Annotated in this window: 21 protein-coding genes; 3 read left to right on the top strand and 18 right to left on the bottom strand. The window is 37.4% G+C overall.

Going from position 1 to position 21,374, the window contains the following annotated elements; translation table 11 throughout:
- Positions 1 to 6: 6 nt before the first annotated feature.
- Positions 7 to 2,874 (top strand): conjugal transfer protein TraG N-terminal domain-containing protein, encoded by a 2,868-nt coding sequence (locus tag ACYQ05_RS08340; RefSeq protein WP_459820124.1) that lies wholly within the window; start codon positions 7 to 9, stop codon positions 2,872 to 2,874.
- 310 nt (positions 2,875 to 3,184) lie between these two features.
- On the opposite strand, the gene ACYQ05_RS08335 is transcribed toward ACYQ05_RS08340, so the two are convergent.
- Both ACYQ05_RS08335 and ACYQ05_RS08330 read right to left on the bottom strand, forming a co-directional pair.
- On the bottom strand, positions 3,185 to 4,021 hold the full coding sequence (locus ACYQ05_RS08335; RefSeq protein ID WP_459820122.1) for a hypothetical protein: 837 nt from the start codon (positions 4,019 to 4,021) through the stop codon (positions 3,185 to 3,187).
- A gap of 158 nt (positions 4,022 to 4,179) precedes the next feature.
- On the bottom strand, positions 4,180 to 4,467 hold the full coding sequence (locus tag ACYQ05_RS08330) for a hypothetical protein (protein WP_459820121.1): 288 nt from the start codon (positions 4,465 to 4,467) through the stop codon (positions 4,180 to 4,182).
- Between the two features lie 230 nt (positions 4,468 to 4,697).
- Here ACYQ05_RS08330 and ACYQ05_RS08325 point away from each other — a divergent pair, with 230 nt between their 5' ends.
- Positions 4,698 to 6,488, top strand: a complete 1,791-nt coding sequence (locus tag ACYQ05_RS08325) for a type IV secretory system conjugative DNA transfer family protein (RefSeq protein ID WP_459820120.1) — start codon at positions 4,698 to 4,700, stop codon at positions 6,486 to 6,488.
- Positions 6,485 to 6,760 (top strand): hypothetical protein, encoded by a 276-nt coding sequence (locus ACYQ05_RS08320; RefSeq protein WP_459820118.1) that lies wholly within the window; start codon positions 6,485 to 6,487, stop codon positions 6,758 to 6,760. Before ACYQ05_RS08325 ends, ACYQ05_RS08320 begins: the two co-directional genes overlap by 4 nt.
- Positions 6,761 to 6,874: 114 nt before the next feature.
- Here ACYQ05_RS08320 and ACYQ05_RS08315 read toward each other — a convergent pair whose 3' ends face one another.
- The 16 genes from ACYQ05_RS08315 to ACYQ05_RS08240 all read right to left on the bottom strand — a co-directional run.
- Positions 6,875 to 7,147, bottom strand: a complete 273-nt coding sequence (locus ACYQ05_RS08315; protein ID WP_459820116.1) for a hypothetical protein — start codon at positions 7,145 to 7,147, stop codon at positions 6,875 to 6,877.
- 500 nt (positions 7,148 to 7,647) lie between these two features.
- Complete coding sequence (locus ACYQ05_RS08310) at positions 7,648 to 8,529, bottom strand: ArdC family protein (protein ID WP_459820115.1); 882 nt, start codon at positions 8,527 to 8,529, stop codon at positions 7,648 to 7,650.
- Between the two features lie 122 nt (positions 8,530 to 8,651).
- Positions 8,652 to 10,586: a DEAD/DEAH box helicase gene (locus tag ACYQ05_RS08305; protein WP_459820113.1), complete on the bottom strand. Its 1,935-nt coding sequence runs from the start codon at positions 10,584 to 10,586 to the stop codon at positions 8,652 to 8,654.
- A complete protein-coding gene (gene traF / locus ACYQ05_RS08300) occupies positions 10,576 to 11,562 on the bottom strand; it encodes a conjugal transfer protein TraF (RefSeq protein WP_459820111.1) in 987 nt (328 codons plus the stop codon). Before traF ends, ACYQ05_RS08305 begins: the two co-directional genes overlap by 11 nt.
- Complete coding sequence (locus ACYQ05_RS08295) at positions 11,532 to 12,095, bottom strand: S26 family signal peptidase (protein ID WP_459820109.1); 564 nt, start codon at positions 12,093 to 12,095, stop codon at positions 11,532 to 11,534. The genes traF and ACYQ05_RS08295 overlap by 31 nt, the downstream gene beginning before the upstream one ends.
- Positions 12,079 to 12,525, bottom strand: coding sequence for a hypothetical protein (locus ACYQ05_RS08290; RefSeq protein ID WP_459820107.1), 447 nt, complete (start codon positions 12,523 to 12,525; stop codon positions 12,079 to 12,081). The genes ACYQ05_RS08295 and ACYQ05_RS08290 overlap by 17 nt, the downstream gene beginning before the upstream one ends.
- Positions 12,526 to 12,585: 60 nt before the next feature.
- The gene (locus tag ACYQ05_RS08285; RefSeq protein ID WP_459820105.1) at positions 12,586 to 13,359 is read right to left on the bottom strand and encodes a thioredoxin fold domain-containing protein; all 774 of its coding nucleotides are present in this window, start codon (positions 13,357 to 13,359) and stop codon (positions 12,586 to 12,588) included.
- A gap of 85 nt (positions 13,360 to 13,444) precedes the next feature.
- On the bottom strand, positions 13,445 to 13,951 hold the full coding sequence (locus ACYQ05_RS08280) for a hypothetical protein (RefSeq protein ID WP_459820103.1): 507 nt from the start codon (positions 13,949 to 13,951) through the stop codon (positions 13,445 to 13,447).
- Complete coding sequence (locus ACYQ05_RS08275; RefSeq protein ID WP_459820101.1) at positions 13,930 to 14,415, bottom strand: metal-dependent hydrolase; 486 nt, start codon at positions 14,413 to 14,415, stop codon at positions 13,930 to 13,932. Before ACYQ05_RS08275 ends, ACYQ05_RS08280 begins: the two co-directional genes overlap by 22 nt.
- Positions 14,416 to 14,474: 59 nt before the next feature.
- A complete protein-coding gene (locus ACYQ05_RS08270) occupies positions 14,475 to 15,050 on the bottom strand; it encodes a hypothetical protein (RefSeq protein WP_459820099.1) in 576 nt (191 codons plus the stop codon).
- 88 nt (positions 15,051 to 15,138) lie between these two features.
- Entirely contained in the window at positions 15,139 to 16,032 is an 894-nt protein-coding gene (locus ACYQ05_RS08265; RefSeq protein ID WP_459820097.1) for a hypothetical protein, read from the bottom strand.
- 9 nt (positions 16,033 to 16,041) lie between these two features.
- Complete coding sequence (locus ACYQ05_RS08260) at positions 16,042 to 17,601, bottom strand: HD domain-containing protein (protein WP_459820095.1); 1,560 nt, start codon at positions 17,599 to 17,601, stop codon at positions 16,042 to 16,044.
- Between the two features lie 85 nt (positions 17,602 to 17,686).
- Positions 17,687 to 18,829 (bottom strand): tyrosine-type recombinase/integrase, encoded by a 1,143-nt coding sequence (locus ACYQ05_RS08255; protein WP_459820094.1) that lies wholly within the window; start codon positions 18,827 to 18,829, stop codon positions 17,687 to 17,689.
- Positions 18,830 to 18,851: 22 nt separating this feature from the next.
- Positions 18,852 to 19,712 carry a DNA-binding protein gene (locus ACYQ05_RS08250; protein WP_459820092.1) on the bottom strand — a complete coding sequence of 287 codons (861 nt, stop codon included), beginning with the start codon at positions 19,710 to 19,712 and terminating at the stop codon, positions 18,852 to 18,854.
- Positions 19,713 to 19,990: 278 nt separating this feature from the next.
- The gene (locus ACYQ05_RS08245; protein ID WP_459820090.1) at positions 19,991 to 20,425 is read right to left on the bottom strand and encodes a hypothetical protein; all 435 of its coding nucleotides are present in this window, start codon (positions 20,423 to 20,425) and stop codon (positions 19,991 to 19,993) included.
- A gap of 154 nt (positions 20,426 to 20,579) precedes the next feature.
- The coding region (locus ACYQ05_RS08240; RefSeq protein WP_459820089.1) for a hypothetical protein at positions 20,580 to 21,374 on the bottom strand (795 nt) is incomplete at its 5' end.

Here is a 21,374-nt window from a genome sequence, read left to right as displayed (position 1 = left end):
AGATAAATGTTTAATATGAAGAATATCTTTAAAACTTGTCTCCTAGTAGCATTAATAGGACTGCCTTTTTTAGCGCACGCTGATATAAATCCAGGGGGAAGTAACTCTTCTTGGACAGTTTATGCGTTCGGAAATGCTAACGTTATTGCAGGGCTTATTGAAGCATCAAAAGGGATGATGGAAGAATCATCATTTATGACTTTGGTGGTTTTTGTTGCTGCATTTTCCACATTAGTTGCTGCAACCTTAAGTGCTGCTGGAACCGTAGATGGTAAGAAGATAGGGGTGATTCTGGTTAGTGTTACAGCTATGTCTTCGTTTGGTTTGAAGGAGAAGTCTAACGTAACGGTTTACGATCCCGTCTTTAATGATGTTGAACAAATAACTGATGTGCCCGCAATTGTTGCATTGCCAGCATCCGTTATCACAACTATGGGGCACAATTTAACCGAATTAATTGAAAAACACTTTACATTGCCGTCTTCATTGTCTGTGTCATCCGGCGGCTCTTTTAATATAGGTAATGAGATTATTTCCAGTTCAACAAAACTTGAAATCACTTCACCCTACCTAAAAACAACAATCAATCGGTTCTATGACGATTGTGTTATACCAAGTATTTCATCAGGATTAATCAGTTCAGGAGAGGTATTAAATTCATCAGATTTGTTTGGTACTAATGGGACTTTTTCAAAAGTAAATCCATCTTTGTTTACAGTAGTCTATACTGGAAATAGACCAACAGGTGCCGTCGTTCCCTGCACGGAAGATGGTATTCCAGAAGGAACAAACGCAACAGTAGTTACCTCAAAAACTTATAGTCAAGTAAATGCTAAAGGTGCTTTTGAGTATATCAGTAGATACATAAAAACAGCCACACCGGACTGGTTTAAAAATCAGGCTGGGGTAGCTGCATCTGATACATGGTTAGCTAACACTTTAAATGCTGCTCAGAAGTTTGTTTTTAATACCACTTCATATGACTCAACAAGATCACTTGAACAAGCAGCTGCCATTAATTCATTAAAGCCTTCCATCATGGCTATGTCGGCGCAAACAGGTGATGATTCTGCAAATATGGGATTCGCAATCGCTCAAGCGGAACAATCTCAAAAAAGCTCATGGGCAACAACTGCCATTCTTTTCTCTGACTTTGCTGGTTACTTCTATTCTGTTTTACAGGCGTTTATTTTTGGGCTTACACCGATAATTTTTGTTGCTATGTTTTTACCCGGTGGATTAAAAATGGCAATAAACTATGGGTTAATCTTAGTATGGCTATCTCTTTGGGAGCCTACTTTAGGTGTAATCAATTACGTTATTCAGCTCTACTCACAAGGTAATTTAGCTGGCGTAGCCGATTTGGGTTATAACTTCATAAATACTTCATTCATAGATGCTCGAACCAATAACTTTATCTTGGCTGCATCAGCATTAGCCGCTGCAACTCCAATGATTTCATGGGCAATCATTAGGGGTGGTTATGCGTTCACTAGCTTTATTTCAGGTAATATCGGAACAAGTTTTGCGAATAAAGCAGCAGAAATCTCCGCTACAGGAAATAAATCTTATGGTGAAGTGAAAGCCCATAATACTACATTAGATCAAGAAATGTCAGCAATGAGGACTGTTGTAGGGAATATGGGCGTAGGTGCACATCAAGGTGGAGTATCAGCAGCACATTACCTTAATCATGGTCAGGTAGTTAGTAATGCTCTAAAAGCGCAGGTGAATAGAGAGGTAGGCGAAACACATAAAATAGCAACACAAGTGAAAACAGCTGCTCAAGAAGCAATTGAAAAATCAACAAATAAACTAAAACAATATAACGAGAAGTGGATGAATCAAACCCTTCAAACTATGGCAGGAGGGGAACAAACAACTGGCTCTGAAGGCACTACTGATGGCGTTGGTGCATCCAATACTACAGGAACAAATACACAAGCTGGCAGTGGACTTAATAGCTTGCGTAATCTACTTAGGTCAGCAAATAATGATTTGAGAGGAGAGGTGAAAATTCAATTAGGTGCAGAAGCTGGAGGTACTGGGGGACATGTATCATTAGCTGATGGAATATCTATTCAATATATAGATAAAAATGGAGAACAGAAAACCATAACCTTTAATGAATTAAAGAGCCGTGCAGAAAATACGTCGGATTCTCAACAAGGTCAATATGCTAAATTAATGTCTAAAGTATTTAGCGCATTGGCAAATAGTGTTAAAGGTGAAAATCAGGAGCTAGCAAACAGCTACACCAGCGCTGCAAAGCAATATGAAAATATTGCAACAAATTATGAAAGGATTGAGGCTACTTCAAGAGATGAACAAATTGTGGCAGGTTATTCAGGCGGGGTAATTAAGAGTGATGCTGAAGCATTGCAAGCTATAGCCGAGATGAACCAATCGCAAGAAACATTGCAACAAAGATTAAGAACAATAAAAGAATTCACTGAAGGTAATAGTGATTTAACACAAACAGTGAATAGACATATTAAAGAAGAACAACTAGCATTGAACGGTTTACTTGATGGAGTCGAAAACTATATACAAAAACATGGAGGAGAGGTCAAACATGATGCGCATCAAGCTGCCATGCAAGCAAATAACGACATCGAGTTAGCACAGAAACAAAGTGAATTAATCAAACATGAAATAAAACAATTACATGAATATCTAGAACAGAAGAATATTGGAAATACCGTTTGGACGAAACAAGATATAAATGATGCACAAGCTTTGTTAGAAAAACTTCAACAACAATATGATAATCATTCACCTGCTTCAAAAGTTTCAAGGGCACAATTAGAGGCAAATAATAAAGCGTTAGATTTAATAAGTTCTCTAAAGAATATGTTTGGCTTTAATAAATAGCTATTGAAGGTAACAAAAAAATGATATGCCCAAATTGTGAAGAACACTTTGAATCACGTGATTACGCCGACACTAAGCCTTTCCAGTGTGAACATTGCGGTCAATGGCTTGAATTTAATTGCAATGGAGTAATCTATAAAGATGTAGTTAATGGCATATTGGTTATGCTGGATGAAGAGGATTTAGAATGAGTCACTTTCTTAGTGAAGTTTATGAAGATTACAGTTATTTTAAGAATGGTTATATTTGATTGATAGGGTTATGCCTCTTGTTATCAAAAGACATAACCATTTATATATATTTATAAATATCAAAATTTATTCTCATATACCATCAATGATTTAGCGTCTATATCTCCAGGAGTAGGAACATCAAATCCGCCATCTGTAACAAAACCAGAATCAAAAACAGAGCTTGAATCAGAATCTTTATATCCTGACCTACTTTTATATAATCTTATGTTTAAGATGATGCCTATAACTAAAAATGGGAAAAATATCTCAAAGTAAAACATAAGCCCAATAAGCACAATCCAAGCAACCAACATTTTCATTGGCAAATATCTATACCAAAAATCGATATTCTTCTCCAAATAATACGGTGGCACAGTCTCCAACCTAAATGTTTTCCACTGTAAATAAAGAAATATCGTTGATACCAATGCCTTCATAGGTAGAGTCATTGGGATTGTGAGAAGGGCGGGAATAAAGGCTAGCCAAGCAACCGCAGAGCGAATTGTAAAAAAGCTTTTCCATACGCCTTTATTTACCACAAACCAAGTTGGATAGCTTTCAATTCTAAAACTTGCCCAATGAGCAAGTAAGGCTAGTGACAAAATAAGATAAACCTTACCTGTATGCCATTCAAAGTGATACATGGCATAAATTGAAAGTGCCCAAATCATCAAAGCAGGAAGGGTAAATAACCGCCTCCAAAGGCTTCGATTGTCATCTAAATAATTTTGCTTATAGAGACCAGTTAAAATCTTTTGAGGGGGTACTTTCGATTTCTTAAGGTGGTGTTTATTCCGACGAATATAATCGTATGTTGCGTCAAAATTACTAAGGATAGAAGAGGTTAAGTGTTCAGGACTGACTTTGGCGATGTCCAAAGCATAGTTGGTCATTTTTTCTGTTGGTGCACGCATATTAGGTTCCTCCTTTTTATTTATATAGTGCCAACAAACCCAAAGTATATTTTGCTGACACTATATCAAATTTTTAACAATCCATGCTCACCTCCTTCAAACAAATAACTTTCAATAAATCCCTGCCCCTAAAGGACAGGGGACTTTCATAGAAAAGATTATTCGTTCAAAGCATGAATACGAGTTAGGATTTCTTTTGCTAGTTCTCTACGGTCAAGCTCCAAAACTTCTTCTGTTTCAAATCCCGCAAATCTTTGACCGTCCAATGAAACCAAGAAAGCAGGTGGTTCAGCAACGTCTTCTGGGATTTTCACAAAATCCTCTCCTGACACTTCTGCTTCTGATGTTTCAGTTGCTTCTTTATTCCACTCACGAATTACAATTGGCAAATTATATTCTTGTACACATGAGTTTAGAGCTTCGCTTGCTTTAGTATGTAGTGACATAGGTTTTTACCTCCAATAGTTGTTAAATTCACAAAAAGATTTTGCATCTTCACAATATATAAGTGCAACGCTTCCGAAAAATGGACAAAAAAACGCAAATTTTCTAAATTTTTTTTGATTTTTTCACTATGAAAGTTGAAGGAAGAAACAATCTAAACGTAAGTTATTGATTTTAAAATATAAAATAGTTTTGCATTCATATAAAGTCACCAAACCATCGAGGAAAAAAATTGGAACTAGATAACGTACCTTTGATTAAGCCATTAGCAGGACCATTAGATGCAATCGGTTTAAGTATGATAGGAATGGGTGTGGCTTCAACCATGCCATATTTTGCCGGCATGCCATATGCACCTATAGCAGGCGCAATTTCAGCGGCTATAGGAGCTGGAGTGCTAACCTTACCCAGAATAATAGAGAAGTACGATAAAGTAGATGCCACGAAATCAGAAGGCTTTATTTTGCCATCTGCACCTGTTTATGAAGGACAAGATGGATTAATTGCCGGCTACACAAAAGACAAGCAAAAGCCGGTTGTCATCCCTTATCAATTTTTAAACCGTCATATGGCGCTTATAGGGGCTTCTGGTGTAGGTAAAACAAACCTTGGTATGGTTTTCATTCATCAACAAATTGTAAAAGGCGGTGGTGCTATATTTATAGACGCAAAGCTGGATGTTGATACACGTGATGCCTTGGGATACATGATGAAATCGATTGGTCGTGAAGATGACCTTTATATCCTGAATCTAGACGACCCTCAACACTCAAATACCTATAATCCATTGTTAGAAGGGGATGCGGACGACAAAGCTTCTCGTGTAATGAATATCGCCCCCTCTGCTGAAAATAATCCCGGTGCAGACCACTATCGCCAAACGGCTAACCATGCACTTACGGTTCTTTTTGGTGCAATGAATGCAATTAATACACGCTGTGACTTCAACGATTTAACAATACTGCTGCAATCTTCTAAAGCGATTGAAGATTTGTTAAGAAGACTCCCTCCAAGCCCAGAACGCATGGCACTGGATGTATTTTTAGATAAATATAGAGTTAAAAAGAAAGTAGATGACAAATGGGTGCATGAAGTAGATACCACAAAATTAAAAGATGCACTCGGTGGCATGGCTGGTAGGATTGCTCAATTCGCTCAAGGAAAATTCGGACAAATATTTAACACCTACACCCCAGAAATTGACCTAACAGATATTATCAAAAACAACAAAGTCCTATACGTCATGCTTCCCACAATGTCCAAAGACGTTGCGGCTTTAAATGCCGCCAAGATGATACTATCTGACCTAAGGGCAGCTGTTTACAACATACAACAACTTCCAAAACAAGAACGACCCAATCCTAAATTTCTTATCTTTGCAGATGAGTTTGGTAGCTACATTATTCCATCATCAGCCAGTAGGCTGTTTGAGCAGGCGAGGTCTGCAAATATTATCTTAATGCCGGGTTTTCAGTCATTAGGTAACCTATCTGAAGCGAGCCCAGAATTTGCAGATATATTGATGCAAAACAACTGGTGCAAAGCCTATTTTAAATTTGGTTCCAAAAAATCTGCGCAAGAGGTTTCCGAATCGTTTGGAAAAGGCAAAACGTTTGTTTACTCCCATTCACAAAATGAAAGCAATGCAGAAAGCACTGTCGCATTAAAACCTAATCCGCAATTTAATGCTGTTGACGGTGACGGTATGGGCGAATCATGGCGGGAACAAGAAGCAGAAAAAATAAGTCTAGATAAACTCATGGGATTAGGTTTTGGGGAATGTATCTTAACAATCGGTCCCAGAATGTACCACATTCAAGTTCCGGAGATAAAAACGCCTATCACCGAAGTTAAAGGAAAAGAGAGAGAGAAGTATGTCTTTTACCCGTATAAAAGGCAGGTTCGCTTACCTGCAGGGACTCTTGCCCTTAACTATGCTAAAAAATATACCAATTTACTTTACGGTAGCATTGGTATGAAAAATGATCATGTTTACAAAGAAAACGGAGCGAAAACAACATGAGTACCATAGTGCTATGGATCATCATAGCGGCTTTAGCAATCATCATTCTTGGTAAATTGCCTGGTCTTGACCATGTATTAAAGCCACTGTTTGAATCTGTATTTACGTTGCTAACGGAAATTTTTAAACAAGCCTTTATTTGGGTCATGTTTGTCATCCGGCATATTTTGGTAGCACATAGGGACTTTTTCTATCATCTAACAAATCCTCGTCATAAAATTTTGCCAGAAGAACGGATTAAAGAGATTAATAGAAGGGGTGGGATAGATTGATTGTAGGCGGTGATACATCAATTCTTGCCTGTTTAAATCTTAACTGAAGAAACGATTATTAAAATTTTCTTGCCCATAATAAAAAACCCGCCAAAAATGACGGGTTGGTTGAATTTACAACAACTCTGAGAGTTGTTGTATTAGACGTTCTTTTTCGGACAATTTATTGTCCAAAGTAGAATTGTCTTGGCTATGTTGGTTTTCTAGACTTTTTTCCCCGTCTTTTTTGACGGGGAATGTCAAGAGCCAACCATTAAAGTTTGTAGGAACAACGTCCAACTTTAATCGAATGCTCTCGCCATCCGATAACATATTCCCAACCTTTATCCAGTTGGCTTCTTCTTTTGTTCCTGCATTATAGACAACATCATGAGTTTTCTTATACATCTTTTTTTCTCCTGTATTAAAAATGATCTCGAGACAAAATGTTCTCACTTCTTATAGTGCACCAAAGATAAAAAAATCAAATCTCGAAAAATTTTGACCGCAGTCTAGGAAAGGCAGAAAGAAAGGCATAAAAAAACCCCATCCAAGAGGATGGGGCGCTGAATACTCATTGCCAATCAAACCTCACAACAAGGAGCGTCGCCTATTATTATTAGGCTGCTCACGGGATTAAAGGATTTTCCCGCTTTCTTGCGTGAGAGACTGATTGACTACGTCAAATGGTCTCGCTATTAATAGTGAAAAGGGCTAGAAAACGTGATTTTGATAGGTTTTTCTTATAAAGAACAGGTCATTCCGAATCGAAAAAAATTCTCAAATCCCTTTATTTTTAAGTGTTTGAAGGGGAGTGCGATTGGCTTTTTGGTAAGCTTTCTGGAAAAGAAACTTTTTTTAATGAAAAAACCCGCCAAGAAGGCGGGCTGTTGAATTATTGATTCAGACTAATCTGAATCAAGGCTCATGAGGTAGTCAAATGCCTCTTGAGCCTTTGATGCGGCTTTCCAAAGAGCCATTGGCTCTTCTTTAAGCATTCGCGTCCACGATTTCAAATAAACGGCGTGATTTTCATCAACGCCACCCTTTTTTAATCCTAGATGCGAACATAGGAATACAGATCCTAACTCTGCGATCAACTCCTCGAACGCATATGCTTTGGATCCAAAAGTAGCGGATAGGTCAGTAATCCCTTCACGATTTAATCGTGAGTGGTGTCCGCTCCAATGGACCAATTCGTGTAAGAGTGTGGCGTAATAGCCATACTCATTCACGAATTGTTTTGCATCAGGTAAAAAAATAATGTCCAAAGATGGAGAATAACTTGCCCCATCGGGCGCATTTTTAATTTTAGCCCCCGTGTTTGAGACAAGTGTTTCTACATCTTCTCGGTAAAATTTATTACCTAATTTTTCGAAGTCTTTAATTTTTACATCTTTTGGGGTCTTTAAATCCCCCTCAATCTGGTCAAAATTAAACACCCGATACATTTTAAAAACAGGAAAAGTTTTAACTTCCCCTGTTTCTTTATCCTCTTTTTCCATCTTTGCGTAGAAAAAGAGGGGAGTAGATTGTGCACCCCTTTTTATCTTGGCGCCCGCTTTTTTTATTTGGTTAAAGGTAGCCCAATAAGGGCTTTCAAAACCGTTTTTATGAGCGGAATAAGATAAGAGAAAAGGATTAACGCCCCTATAAACGGAGCCAGATATAGGATTTTGATGAAAGACTTCTTTAAAAGGTTTCGACCAATTTAATTTATCTTTCTCCATCAATCCTACGATTTCTTCCACAATTTGTTTAAAAACTTCTCTTGTAGTAGCCTTAGCCATAATATTTCTCCTCGTTAAAAGTTCTCAAAAAAAATGTTCTCACTTCATATAGTGAGAAAACGAGGAAAAAAGATAGAGAAGGGATAGCTAGAAGAGAAGAAGGCTACAAGCTTTTGTCCAAGCTAGCCTTTTAAGATTTCAGACTTCATAATCAAAGTCTTCACGTCAGGGGATAGGTCATTCTTGATAACACATTCACTTAGTGTCTTCTTGTTATCAATAATTTTCTTAAGATGTTCGTCAATGGTGCCTTGAACGATAGGGGTAATAATTTTTACTAGATTCTTTTGTCCAATACGGTTTGCCCGATCTTCTGCTTGTTCTTTTAAGGCTTGTGTCCACGGCAATGATGCAAAAAACACGTGATCTGCTTCTGTTAAAGTGATGCCAACACCTGCTGCCCTTGTGGTACCTATAAAGACTCTAGCACTGCCTTGCTGAATGGCATTTACGGCTGCTTCACGTTTCTTGCTGCTCATCTGCCCAAAATAAGTAACGTACTCAATGCCTTTGGCTTCAAAGAATTCAGAAAAGCGGTCAATGGTTTCTTTATATTCGCAGAAAATGAGCACCTTGTGGTTGTTGTAAATTTGTTCAATCTGATTACAAATAAAATTAACCTTTATGTCTTCAATCAAGCGCCGCAAGTGGTTAAATTTAACTATAGCATTAGAATTTGGGTCTTTAAGAATCTCGTTGTATTTTGCTATATCCGTATTCTCAATCTGCAAAGGAATTATCTGTTCAGTTTTTCCGGGTAAACTTGCCCCTAGAATATCTTTCTCACGTCGAATCATCCATGAGCCATCTAACAGACTTTTAAGCATACGAGCGCTTTTCATTGAGGTATTGTAAATTTCCAAAAACTCTTTTCTTGGCACCTTCCCTAATTCATGACCAGATAGCATGAGAAGCGTATGTAACTCATTTAAACGATTGAGAATAGGGGTACCAGTGATAAGAACTCGATTTGCAGCTTTAGCACCCAATTTGAATGAATTTCTTGATTTAATGGATTTAGGATTCTTCAACTCATGAGCTTCATCAAAAAAGGCACACGAAACCTCTTTAATATTCTTCTCTTCTAAAAACTCTATAAGCTTGTCAGAAAGCTCATAATTAAAGATATACCACTCTTTGCCTTCAGGTATTGAAACTGAACGATTGGGGCATACATAAAAATTATCAGATTGAGTCCATTTTTTAATCTCATTTCCCCAGTTTAGCTTTAAAGATTTTGGGCAAAGTACGACCTTTATTCCAGGTATAAAGTGACCGGCGACAACGGCTTGCAGCGTCTTACCAAGTCCCATGTCGTCGGCAAGCAAGCAACTTGTACGTGAAAGGATAAAATGACAACCTTCTACTTGGTGTTGAAGAGCGCCAATTTTCTTTAGAAAAGCATTAACAGGCTCTGCATCATACTCTCTTTTCTGGATGTCCTGAATTGCATTCAGAATCGTTGCTGAAATAGTCCCAAATTCTTTCTGCTGTCTCTCAATGACCTTTTCACCACTTTCAAACTCCAAGTTAGCTTTAGTTTTAAACAGATTTTTTATTGAATCTGTATCAACAAAAAGCTCTGTGGTGCTATAAAACCGGATAAATTCCAGCGGAATCTTATTCTCTTCATGCAAATCTTCAACAAGAGACTCTATATCTGTCTCTACAATCCAAGCATTGTTGCTTTTATCAAAGATTCCTGAAATTGTTCTAAAAAAGTACGCGCTCGCCCAGTCAAAAGGGCAGAATACAACTAATTTATCAGGGTCATTCTTTATCGGATAAATATCAAAGGTTAAGAACTTAGCAAATTCAAACGAGTATCTAGCACTCTTGATTGACTGCAAAGTCTTATTTTCATCGATTTTTAAATGTTTGGAGATGGCTAAAAGGGCTTCTCTCGCTTTACTTTGAACAAAAACCCAGCGCTTAGCCTTAGGATGATAGTAAAACTTATACTTGGTGGAATATTGCTTAAATGCCTTTTTGATTTCGGGCGAAATCTTGTTGGAAACCCAAACACGCCGCCCGTCATAAACAATATCATTTATCATGGTCTGTTTTCATAAGCAATTTTTGAAATTCTTGCATATCTTTAGGTGTAGTAAAGTCCATTGGTGGTTGAGCAGAATTTGAGGATTTTAACCCTTTGGATACCGCTGTACGCCAAGCAATAAAGAAGTTATAGATTCGATTTTCCAGCTCCTCTGTGGTTACCAAACCATTTGAAACCCGAATCCATACATTACCGGGTAGATATAGATAAATCGACGGCACGACCTTAACATTGAGCATTCTAGCCGCCGCTAATACTTTGGGACCCTTATTGCATGAAACCACGCCATAAGGGCAATTTCCCTTTAAGGATGCACCGTGAACCTCAACATCATCATTCACCTTCAACCAATAAAAAGGCTTAGCCTGCTTCTCACAAAACAGACAATCCTCTTTGGTAAACATGATAACTTTACCGCCCCATTCTTTAATGGTATCCCAAACCATTTTCTCTTTCTTCTTACGGACAGAAGTCATCAGTTTTAGACCATAAGCGGAAATAGGATTGGTAACTGAAGGATCTAACTCTGGATTTTGAACTAGATTGTATTTCCACAATTTAGAAGCTTGAATCGATTGATCAACTATCCAGCGCATATATTTTTGCATCTGTAAAACTTTATGCGCATCATTAGGGTGCATGTAGGCATCCTTCATAAGCGCATCACGCATTTTTGTTTGTTCAGAAAATGTTTTAGGTGTACGGAACCCACACTCAAGCGTCCAATGATTTTCACAATCCCTTTTTTTGGCGTCTTCCAATTTTTTAGGGGTATCCTGCATGATAAAAACAGGTTCATCTTTCTTTTTCTTCTTCTTCACCTTGATTTCTTTGGGTGGCTTGGGAGGCTCTTCATAAAACCAATAGCCAACCCCGCCCTTACCAACTAGACTTTCTTTTTCAGCAAATGCAGAAAAGGAAAAGCAAATCACCGCACCTACGCTTAAAACAATTTTGATAAATCGACTTCCCATAACAACCATGCTTTCCCAATTATCTGATTTCTATCTACTAATCCAAAGTATCGACTATCAAAACCAACATCACTATGCGAACCCATAAAGTATTTGTCTTTAGGCAAGGGTGAGCCATCAAACTGCTGCACCACAGGCAACTCTTTTTTGGCTTTATTAAGTTCAATTAATTTGTCGTCGTCAATTCGGTAATTGACATAATCTTTAGTAAGGATTTTATCCCCCGGCATCCCCAAAGGCTGCTTGATAAAATGCGTCCAACGCAAATCAACGTACTTATTTTTCCCAACATAAGGCGGAATACCTACGTATTGGAAAACAACGTAATCCTCATGAGAAGTAATGTTACGGTTACCTTTCTCATAAAGATAAAAGCCTTTGGGCACACTCAGGGTAATGTTATAAGTAATGCGGTAAGGTGTCTGCTCAAATGCCAAGCCTAGTAAGAAAGCAATAATGGCATAGGGGAGCAAACCCCTAGCAACATTATTTATTCTCTCTTTCAGTGTTGGCGAATTATTTTTGTTTTTCATGTGGCATCATTCCCATAAGCATAGTAGGCGCCATCTCTAATGCTTTACCAATATCAATAGTAGGTGGATTTGTGGGAAGGCCGGCAGCCTTCAGGATTTCATCGGTAATATCAGGTAAATCACTTGATACAATGGCTTGTTTAACAAACACAATCTTTCCCTTTGTGCGCTCTTTGATAATCTCGTGCATATGTTTTGAGATTTGAAACAACTTATCTAATGAATCTGGCGAAATATCGTCTTTCCCTTTTTTCATCATGATTTTTGCAGCATAGGCTCTTTGCGCATTGGAAATTTTAACTGGGTCGATAATGACCATCTGTTTTCCACTGACATAAGTATGATTAAACAGCATATAAGCGCCAAAAATCGTTGCAGCAGACAGTGCTAATCCAACTAACAGCAATATAGATTTCTTTCCCTCAAACATGAATACTCTCCTATGAAATGAAGGGGGATGCCCCCCTTAAATTACTAGTCGAAAGTGGCTTTAGAAAATGCTTTTATCTTCTACCCACTTGCCAGTTTTCTTGTCTTTTCTTAACACAGTAGGCACTTGATTAATGCCAGCATTTGCAGCATTTTGGGAGTTTTCCTTAATCACTGGAACTTTCCCTTGGTCATGAAATTTGTCTTTCATTTTTAATGCTTTTTCCCATGCGTCAGGCAGTGGGATACCTTTGTCTGTTTCTTTTAAGATAAATTCAGCCATTTCATCTGAAATCGGCGTAACAAACCCTACCATTACAAAACGGAAAGTGTATTTATCTTGAAGCGTTTTATCTTTTTTAAGCGCCACAAGTACACGTTTAATACAGTGCGGGCACATTGGGTCAGTAAAGACCACCACTTCTTTCTTACCGTGCCCATATTTAATCTCTTTAGCTTTGAAGTTGTTGAGGTTGTAGGTAACGGGTACTGCAAATCTTTCTAAATACTGTACAGTTAGATTTTTACCTTCAGTGTTTAGAACATTCCCAAAAATTGTGTAGTCTCCATCTGCATAAAATACGCCAAGTTTTCCATTTATTTTTCCAACATAGGCTGTTAAATGAGAGCCTGACAGCTTTTCCATATGATAGATTTTTAATTCACCTTTTTGGTAAAGCAACCTTACTTTCAAAGGAAGGTTTAACATCTGTTCCATGCTTAATTCTATTGGCTTTGGTTCATCTGTTTTCACTTGAGCTTGTGCAGAAGAGAAAGCCAAATTTGCAGCCAAAAGTGCTATAGCAAATGGTGTCAACTTAAATTTTTTTCGCATAAAAAGTACCTCTAAAAAATTGATAAAAAGGGGAGCCACTACATAAAAGTGCAGTGAATCTCTTAATTTCTTAAAAATAGTGACTTCAGGGCAAAAAAAACAGGAAATAGAGTAAAAAACCGTAAAAAATCACTGAAAAAATATTGCTGAAGGCTACTTTAAAATCAGTCAAGGATGGAATTCCACTGCTCATAACAAGACCCCAGAACAATGCTGAACCTATGTTAGAAGGGGGAAAGAGAAGCGCTGGTATAAATATAATTAGTGGTGCCATAGCAATAGGAACTGCGTTATACCAAGTAATATTTGACGATACTACATAACCTAATCGCCATCCCCCATCTTCTGATTTTGTAGGCAGTACAGAGCATCTGATTGGGCGACCATTTAATAGCAAAGAGACCAAGTAATGCCCTAAACATTCATGCAGAATCGTACCGGGTAATTCAATCAATGTGACCCAAAAAAAACTAAGCGGTAAACGAAAAAGCACGTAACGAGTAAAGAGAAAAACAAACAAAGCAGTGCCGACAGTGATAACCCTTAAGTCAAAGTCTGGTGAAGCCGCCATCAATGAAGATAAAAAGTCCATAAAGCACTCATAAGCAATGGAATTAAAGCAACGATATACTCAACTAGTGCACCCGATTTAAAAGTGAAAGGCGCGCGATAAGATTGCTTCATAGGATAAAAAAGCGGCACGCCCTTTGGTGTCATCCAGTCACCGATTAAATGGCTTGCAAACCCAATAATCATCCCTCCCCACATCAATTTAAGCATCTCATTGGGCATAAAAAATATAGGTAAACTGACTATCAATAGTGCCAAAATACTGTGAGTCCACGTTCTATGACCAAGCAATACAAACGGCAATGTAAGCAGCTTAATGACCCAGTTTTTCTTCAACCGAGACTGCATCAAATCAATGTCAGGTAGAAGCGAACCCAACACGGAAAAGGGCAACATCGCACCAATTTGAGCAAAATCTAACCCCATTGCTTTACCGATTAAAACAGTAGAGCCGGCGCCAAAAACAATATGATTTCGACCGATCATTTTCTATACCACTCACACTTAAATGAAAAACCCGTCACAAGGACGGGCTGGTTGAATTTTTAGAAGAGACAATAATTAATCTCTTCTAGATTTTTTTCCGACTCCTTTTTTGGAGCCGGATTTTTTTTATTTTCTTCCCGAGGCTTACGAGTGAGATAACCCGCAGCCTCGTCTGCCAAGGAAAGAATTTCTTTCCCTGGCAGATCTGTAATGTTTGAGAGGAGATAAATAATCTCCTCAAAAACATTTTTTTTGGAGACTTCTTCTGGTGTGAAGTCCCCATTGATCAGCCCCCAAGTGGCGGGGGCTAATTCTTGCATCTTGTCACTAATTTCTTCATTAGCGACAAGATTTAGAGTTTCATCTTCTCCCGTTGAGAGAGAAGATAAGTCTTCAAAGTTTTCTTCCACCGAGACAGTGGATGCGGCTTTTTTAGCCTCCTGTGTCTCAGTGGAGTTGCATTGTCTTAGAAGGGGTATTGAAACTACCCCTCCATAGACAAATCGAGAAAGGAAATTTTTACGGGCATTTGCCCTAATTTTTCCTTCTAATTCTATTGAAAGATTTTTTCCGTATTTTTGCTTAGCTGCAAATACAGCCAAGCGTTCTTCTTGCCTTAGATCTTCGTTATACATTTTTTTCTCCCGTCAAATTGTCTAAAAAATGGTCTCACTACATATAGTGAAAGAACAGGAGAAACGAATCTTGCGGCAAAGAAGGTAATTACAGATTTTTCTGTCTAATAGAAAGGATTTGATTGTTGATTTCGTCGGGGAATTCGTAAGCCCAGCTAATCCAGCGCATCACTTTTCTGGACTCTACCCCTTTTTTGGTCAAGGCGTCTTTAACTTTATGAAGCTTGTTGCTTATTGAGACAACAACATCGTCGCGAATAAACTCTTTTTCATTGGAAATCATCATTTTTAGGGATGATTTAAGGTTCTTTTCAGCAAATATAGGGAAATTGACGTTATCTGGATCGATTTTATCGACCTCTTCTTTCATGATTTTTGTGAGAAGGATAGGGATTTGATAGTGGTAACTTTCCCTCGGATACCTACCTGTATTCTTATTTATAAATTCTTTATATAGCTCATCAAAAAAGAAGTCCATAGGCGTGAAACCAAGCACCAAGAAAGCATTTAAAAGTGGTGCGTCATCGATTTTTGTTAGCAGAAACTCACGGACTTCATCTAATTCAGATAGGTTGAAGTCATCTTCAACTGAAACATTTTCATATTCAATATCAACTACCGATATAGTCGAACCACCTAAGGTTCCCTTGTTAGGCTTTGCTTCATCCCAATATAGACTAGGTCTGGAATCTTCTTTCTTTTTCTTGTTTCGCATATAAGGCGCCGTTATACAAAAATTATAATTACGCCCTTCGGAACTTTGTATTAGATGGTTTCTAACAACTTTCCGGACATAGCCAGAAAAGTGCTTCAAATCATCTGATTTGCCCTTGTACCCATCAAATTTGCCTTCAAGGTACATCGTCCAGATAATCTGATGAATATCTTCAATGGGAACATGAAAACTCCTGCCGTCTTTAGTGCTCCCACCAATAGAAATGGCTATTCTGTTAAAAACCTTATCTAATACATTGACATCCATAAGTACCTCCTATAGAGGAATCCCTAAGGCTGCCGATACAGCCCGCATTTTTTTCTGTTTTTTCTCTTCTTCATCTGATAATTTTTCGGATTCATCTTTTTTCGCTAAATTAATACTACTTTCTTCAACAGAAGCATTTTGTTGGTCAGCCTTCATTGAGCTTTCACTATTTTGTTTTCTCTCATTCTCAATAGCTTTTTTCAAATCAAGCTTCAACTTTGGCTTTCTTCTAACGGTTTTCTTCTGTTTTTGATTCAAATCTCCATGAGTAGGTTCTAAGACCTCAACCTCATAAGGAGCATTCTCTGGTAATAGAAAGTGCATTGACTCCGGTAATTTGAGCCAAAAAACGCCTTTAAAGACAATTTTTCCTGGTTTTATTGTCCATAAGCCATTTCTAGCCACCATTCCTTTGTATTCATCTATCAACCAACCCTTCTTCTTACAATACTCCATGAATTTTTTAGTTAGGTTGGGGATAGAGCCTTTAGCTCGGTGCATGCCCCCTTCAGCAGCCACTAAATCTGCGTCCGCTAATGAAATTATCGCTTGCCTAACGTGTACTTCTAAGACAAAAATAGAATCTCCGTTTCGCCATCCCCCCGCTTTTTCACCTTTCGCTAAGCCGTATTGTTGAAACTGGATTTGAGAAATAATCCTATGAAACTCTTTCTCAAATAATTCTTCTAGGGAAAGCTTTTTCTTAACTTCTTCTTTCTCTTCTTTGGTTTGTTCTTTATCAATTGATACAGCTTCAAAGAAAAGTTGTTGGAGTCTGTCTTGTTCTTTACTAGAAGGAAGAATGGGCATATCTGCTTTTGAGTGACTGTATTTAACAGCTAAAAGCAGCAAGCTTTGTTCTTCAAAGGGAAGTTGTTTGAAGCTAGGTAAACCAGAAAGAATGAGACCAGAAAGTTTATCGTGATAAGCTTTTCTAACCCATTTACCATCAATTTTTTCGTGGGATAATATTTTGCCTAAATCATGTGACAATGCTATGACAGGTAATAAGGGGTCATCATTTTTTTCATCAAGCAATGCTTTTTCAAAGACTTCTAAGGAGTGTTCTAGGAGGGTATTTCCGTGCCCATCACCAATGTAGGCATCTTGGTGTTTGGAAAGTAGGTAGGCTATTTCACAAATTAGATTTTGATAAACTTCAGGAAGCTCATTAAATTTTTCAGATAAAGCTTCATCCTCAAATTCAAGTTGTGCCTTTTCAGCTTTCAGTTGCCATGCAGGCGTAGGAACTTCACCTAAACTGTAATAAATCCCATCAACGTTTTTATGTTTAGGTGGTGCTCGAAATCTAAAATAGAGCACTATAAATAATGTAACTAAGATAGAGCCAGCAAACAGGGAAGGAATAATAAGGCTATATTCTTTGATTTGGTGCTTTATGACTTGGATAGATACATCTAGTGCATTATAGGCAGTAACTTCTTCATTAATGCCTATCGCACGCGCAGAGGATTCAATCAGATCATTGGAAAAAAACCAATATCCGAACCCTAAAAAATAGTAAAAAACGAGCAGCACTAAAAAAGCTCGCAACAAACTTTTCCGCATAATAGGTCTCTAGTATTTTTAGCAATGAATATTCAGCATTTGTTTATAGTGTAAAAATTTAGAAAAACAAGAATTTACTTTCTACTTAGAGCAGATGTTTAGTTGCATTGCGGTCAAAAACACTCTCTTGTTCAATGTAAAGGTTCAACATTGCTTCAGAACGCCACCCCCCTTGTTCTTGAATTTCCCTTGTGGGAACGCCTGCTTTATAAGCATCGCTCACAAAACCGCGTCTAGGTGAATGACCAGAAAACCGCCGGCTATCCTTTACACCAATTAAATTAAGGTACTGTCTCAAAATGCGCACAATCGCCACAGTTGTTAGAGGACCCCGTTCCCAAATTAGCTTATTTTTCCGTGAGACACGATAAAAAACGTATTTACTCCCTGAATGTTTTTGGAACCGATACCAATTTAATAAATGAGTTGTCGCGCATAATTCCGGATGACGCCTTGCATAATGAATCCCTTTAGAAATCCCTTTTCCTGCTTGGTCTGTTTTAGAAAAGGGTAGGGTGATTACAACGCCTTGCTCCGAAAAATTTAAATAATCCCAACGCAAATTAGCAATTTCACTGCGTCGGAAAGCGCCCGCCCACCAAGCTGTTAGCAATGCTTTATCCCGTAAAACCTTAGCTTCACAAAAATTATGTTCACCAGAATCTATAAAGCGAATAATTTTGATTAAGTAACTCTCTCTAAATCCCAGTGCAGGCTTTCTTGATAAATCTTCTGGCGTTCTCTTTGGTTCTTTCAATCCTCTTTGTTTAATTTCTTCAGCAGTCACCAAGTCTGCAATATATTTTGATTGCAACTTTCTTAGCCCTTTATAAGTATCCTTAACCGAGATTGCCTTTGTGTGGTCAGGAATCTTTAATTGCCCGAAAACCCACGAAAATGACGCTAACTTACGCTTAATGGTGCTAATCTTGTACTTAAAAGCCACTTCTTCAAGATACTTACAAATCGTTTTATCAGAAACGTGACTTGATAAAATAATTTGAGCAATCTCATCGTTTGTCTTTTGTATAACTTGATTGTCTTGGTCATACTGAATTTCTTCATCAAGTAGCCAGTAGCAAAACATAGACAAATCGGAAATATACGCCCTTAACGTATTCGGCGCAATAGATTCTGTTAATAGGGAAAACGAAGGAGAATGTTTCTCCTCCAAAATAGTTGAAATCGCATGATTTTTACCTGCATTATTTAAAATCAGATTGCCCATCAGTTATCCCCCTTGTAACAAATTACTTCTTTTCTAGTTTTTTTATGACTTTTTGCAGCATCTCAATTTCACGCTCCTTCAAACGCAACTCTTTCTCGTGCGATTCCTTCATGGTCGTCATTTGCAGCTGATAAATTTCCGCATCTTTTGACACCGAAGAAAATTTTTTTTCTAATTCGGAAAGCTTTCCTTTTAGCTTGTTATTTTCTTCTATGAGCACATCATTTTGTGCTTCTATGTTCTCGAGCTTACTCATCTTAACTTGCGCATTAATCAGCGCTTCTTTTGCAGATTCCAGCTCAAATTCACATTTTTTTAACTTGTCGGAAAGCTCTTCATTTCTAATTTTGAAATTAGTGATTTCATTTTCAAACCCTTTTTCTGCAAGGGATAGGCGATGGTTAAAATTTTTATCTAATTCGGAAAAGGCGTATTCAAAGTCTCTTTTTTGCTCTTTTATTGTCTGTTTAAGTGCATTTATATCGTTAGTTTGTTGAGAAACTTTTTCCCTTTCCTCTTTGAGCAAAACTTCCATTTTCTTAAGCTCTTCAGACAATTCTATGTTGTCGGAATGAATGGCATTAAAGGCTTCTTCCCACTGGTTTTCGATATTTTTTTGAAAGCGATTAATTTCTTTTATAAATGCGTCTGTGAAGTCTTGGCTGAACCCGATTTTGTTAAAAATCTGCTGCTCTTTTGCTCTTCTTCTTTCTTCATAACTTCTTTTGTATTTGCTTGCGGTGGACGTGCTGCTAATTACGTCTCTTCCAACACGCTCAATCAATGAGCGGATTGTTGGTTTTTCTCCTGCGGCATACATTTCATCTAGCGCCTGATCAACAATCTGTTGAATTTCAGCTGTAGTTTTATTTTTAGATGTCATATTGGCTCCTTAACCATTTCGTAAATATTTTAACATGTAAACGAACAATATCGAACATGTTTGTTCGATAAAGTTCGCAATTTGTGTTGTAATTTTGCGCGATGATTTTTACTTATTTGATGATTATGCCACTGCTTGTCTATTTTTTTCATAGTTTTGATAATTAAAAGTTATCGAACCTTTTATAAGGAAAAGAGAGAAGAGAGGTAAGGTTTAGACTCAAAACGAATCTAAAATAGGTTAGAAATGAATCTTTGTGAGAAGAAGGGGGGATTGCGCTAAAAATGTTCTGCTTCTTGAAATTTTTCTTCTTCGTCAGAGTGAGGAATGTTTTTAGAACCTGAAAAAGAGTTAATGATTGTTAAAACTTGAGAACTGATAGTCACAATAGCTTTAAAGCGCTTTTTTGGATGTTCGACTTCTTCAATCTTAAAATCTTTCAGAACAGATAGTTTTCCTTTACCAAACTTAGTTGACCATTCAATATTGCTATCAGAAAGGTTGGATAAGATTTGCTCTGCGTCTTCAAGCATGACTTTTTGCCCTGCTTTCAAACTGAGTTGACTGCCTGTTAAAGTTGTTAAAAATTCAGATGAAAAGGGCTTTCCCTTGTTTTCACTGTTTATTTTCTCAACAATCAAATCAAGAATACCGAGATCCGGCTCACGCCTTCTAGCGTGTAACTTAATGTTTGCTGTATCTAAAAAGCTCATAAAGTAAGTCTTGTCAAATGGTCTATGTAGTTAAAAATACCACTTTATCTGCTTGATTTCAAAAAAATTTAAACCAATAAAAAACCCCCGAAATGTGGGGGCTGCGTGGAGGTAAGCAATTTTACACTATGAAAGCTTTTCATATGAGGCTTATTTATTCATTGCTACAAGTGGTTGAAGTAGTTTGAATGATTTTTTCTTTCTTCATTCTTATCATTTTAATTCCGGTAGATCTATAATAATTACCAAAAGTATAATTATAAAATATAAGAGTAAAACTAGAAGATGAAGCTGCTGATTGAGGGGCCATAAGTCTATTAGGACATCCATACCAACAATGACTTGTATGATCTACTTTAGTAGGCTTTAATAATAATCTACCATGAGATTGTTTAATTGAACCATTACTATTTTTATCAAAAACAAGATATTGATTAAAATTGACCCAATATGGCGTACCATCTGCATAAAATATTTGATTATAATAAATTCTACCATCGGGCTGACATGTTATGTTTATTGAAAAAGGGAAAAACCTTCTTATTGGCGATCTTTTACCTGCATCGCTTGGAGCACACCGCCATTTATCAGTGGGTACTTCTATCACTTTTATTTCAGTTACAGTTTTGCATTGTTTCTTATAATCCTTACGCTTTGTGCACGTATGGTGAGGAATAGTATCATGTTGAGTTATTTTATCTGTATTAACAGCCATAACACATGAAGTCTCATGAGTTTTAGTTATATCTATGGAATTAATGCAGGTTTCAATGGTTTTACACCCTGAATTATCTTTATCAAAAATATTTACAACTTGATTAGGGTCAGAGCAAAGACTTGTTTTTCCCTTTGATTCAGTTTCACTAAATTGTCTTGATGAGCAGTCTAATATGGACTGTTTATTTTGCAATGTTTCTTGATATTTACCCATATTAGGATTTTTACCGGC

It is taken from the genome of Galenea microaerophila, assembly GCF_054657255.1.
Note: the sequence above shows the minus strand (reverse complement) of the source record. Positions and strands in the feature narration are given on the sequence as shown.

Excerpts from the sequence above, each read along its gene's own strand:
- ACYQ05_RS08340 (WP_459820124.1), top strand. The coding sequence starts at position 7 with ATGTTTAATATGAAGAATATCTTTAAAACTTGTCTCCTAGTAGCATTA.
- ACYQ05_RS08335 (WP_459820122.1), bottom strand. The coding sequence starts at position 4,021 with ATGCGTGCACCAACAGAAAAAATGACCAACTATGCTTTGGACATCGCC.
- ACYQ05_RS08330 (WP_459820121.1), bottom strand. The coding sequence starts at position 4,467 with ATGTCACTACATACTAAAGCAAGCGAAGCTCTAAACTCATGTGTACAA.
- ACYQ05_RS08320 (WP_459820118.1), top strand. The coding sequence starts at position 6,485 with ATGAGTACCATAGTGCTATGGATCATCATAGCGGCTTTAGCAATCATC.
- ACYQ05_RS08315 (WP_459820116.1), bottom strand. The coding sequence starts at position 7,147 with ATGTATAAGAAAACTCATGATGTTGTCTATAATGCAGGAACAAAAGAA.
- ACYQ05_RS08310 (WP_459820115.1), bottom strand. The coding sequence starts at position 8,529 with ATGGCTAAGGCTACTACAAGAGAAGTTTTTAAACAAATTGTGGAAGAA.
- ACYQ05_RS08305 (WP_459820113.1), bottom strand. The coding sequence starts at position 10,586 with ATGATAAATGATATTGTTTATGACGGGCGGCGTGTTTGGGTTTCCAAC.
- traF (WP_459820111.1), bottom strand. The coding sequence starts at position 11,562 with ATGGGAAGTCGATTTATCAAAATTGTTTTAAGCGTAGGTGCGGTGATT.
- ACYQ05_RS08295 (WP_459820109.1), bottom strand. The coding sequence starts at position 12,095 with ATGAAAAACAAAAATAATTCGCCAACACTGAAAGAGAGAATAAATAAT.
- ACYQ05_RS08290 (WP_459820107.1), bottom strand. The coding sequence starts at position 12,525 with ATGTTTGAGGGAAAGAAATCTATATTGCTGTTAGTTGGATTAGCACTG.
- ACYQ05_RS08285 (WP_459820105.1), bottom strand. The coding sequence starts at position 13,359 with ATGCGAAAAAAATTTAAGTTGACACCATTTGCTATAGCACTTTTGGCT.
- ACYQ05_RS08280 (WP_459820103.1), bottom strand. The coding sequence starts at position 13,951 with ATGGACTTTTTATCTTCATTGATGGCGGCTTCACCAGACTTTGACTTA.
- ACYQ05_RS08275 (WP_459820101.1), bottom strand. The coding sequence starts at position 14,415 with ATGATCGGTCGAAATCATATTGTTTTTGGCGCCGGCTCTACTGTTTTA.
- ACYQ05_RS08270 (WP_459820099.1), bottom strand. The coding sequence starts at position 15,050 with ATGTATAACGAAGATCTAAGGCAAGAAGAACGCTTGGCTGTATTTGCA.
- ACYQ05_RS08265 (WP_459820097.1), bottom strand. The coding sequence starts at position 16,032 with ATGGATGTCAATGTATTAGATAAGGTTTTTAACAGAATAGCCATTTCT.
- ACYQ05_RS08260 (WP_459820095.1), bottom strand. The coding sequence starts at position 17,601 with ATGCGGAAAAGTTTGTTGCGAGCTTTTTTAGTGCTGCTCGTTTTTTAC.
- ACYQ05_RS08255 (WP_459820094.1), bottom strand. The coding sequence starts at position 18,829 with ATGGGCAATCTGATTTTAAATAATGCAGGTAAAAATCATGCGATTTCA.
- ACYQ05_RS08250 (WP_459820092.1), bottom strand. The coding sequence starts at position 19,712 with ATGACATCTAAAAATAAAACTACAGCTGAAATTCAACAGATTGTTGAT.
- ACYQ05_RS08245 (WP_459820090.1), bottom strand. The coding sequence starts at position 20,425 with ATGAGCTTTTTAGATACAGCAAACATTAAGTTACACGCTAGAAGGCGT.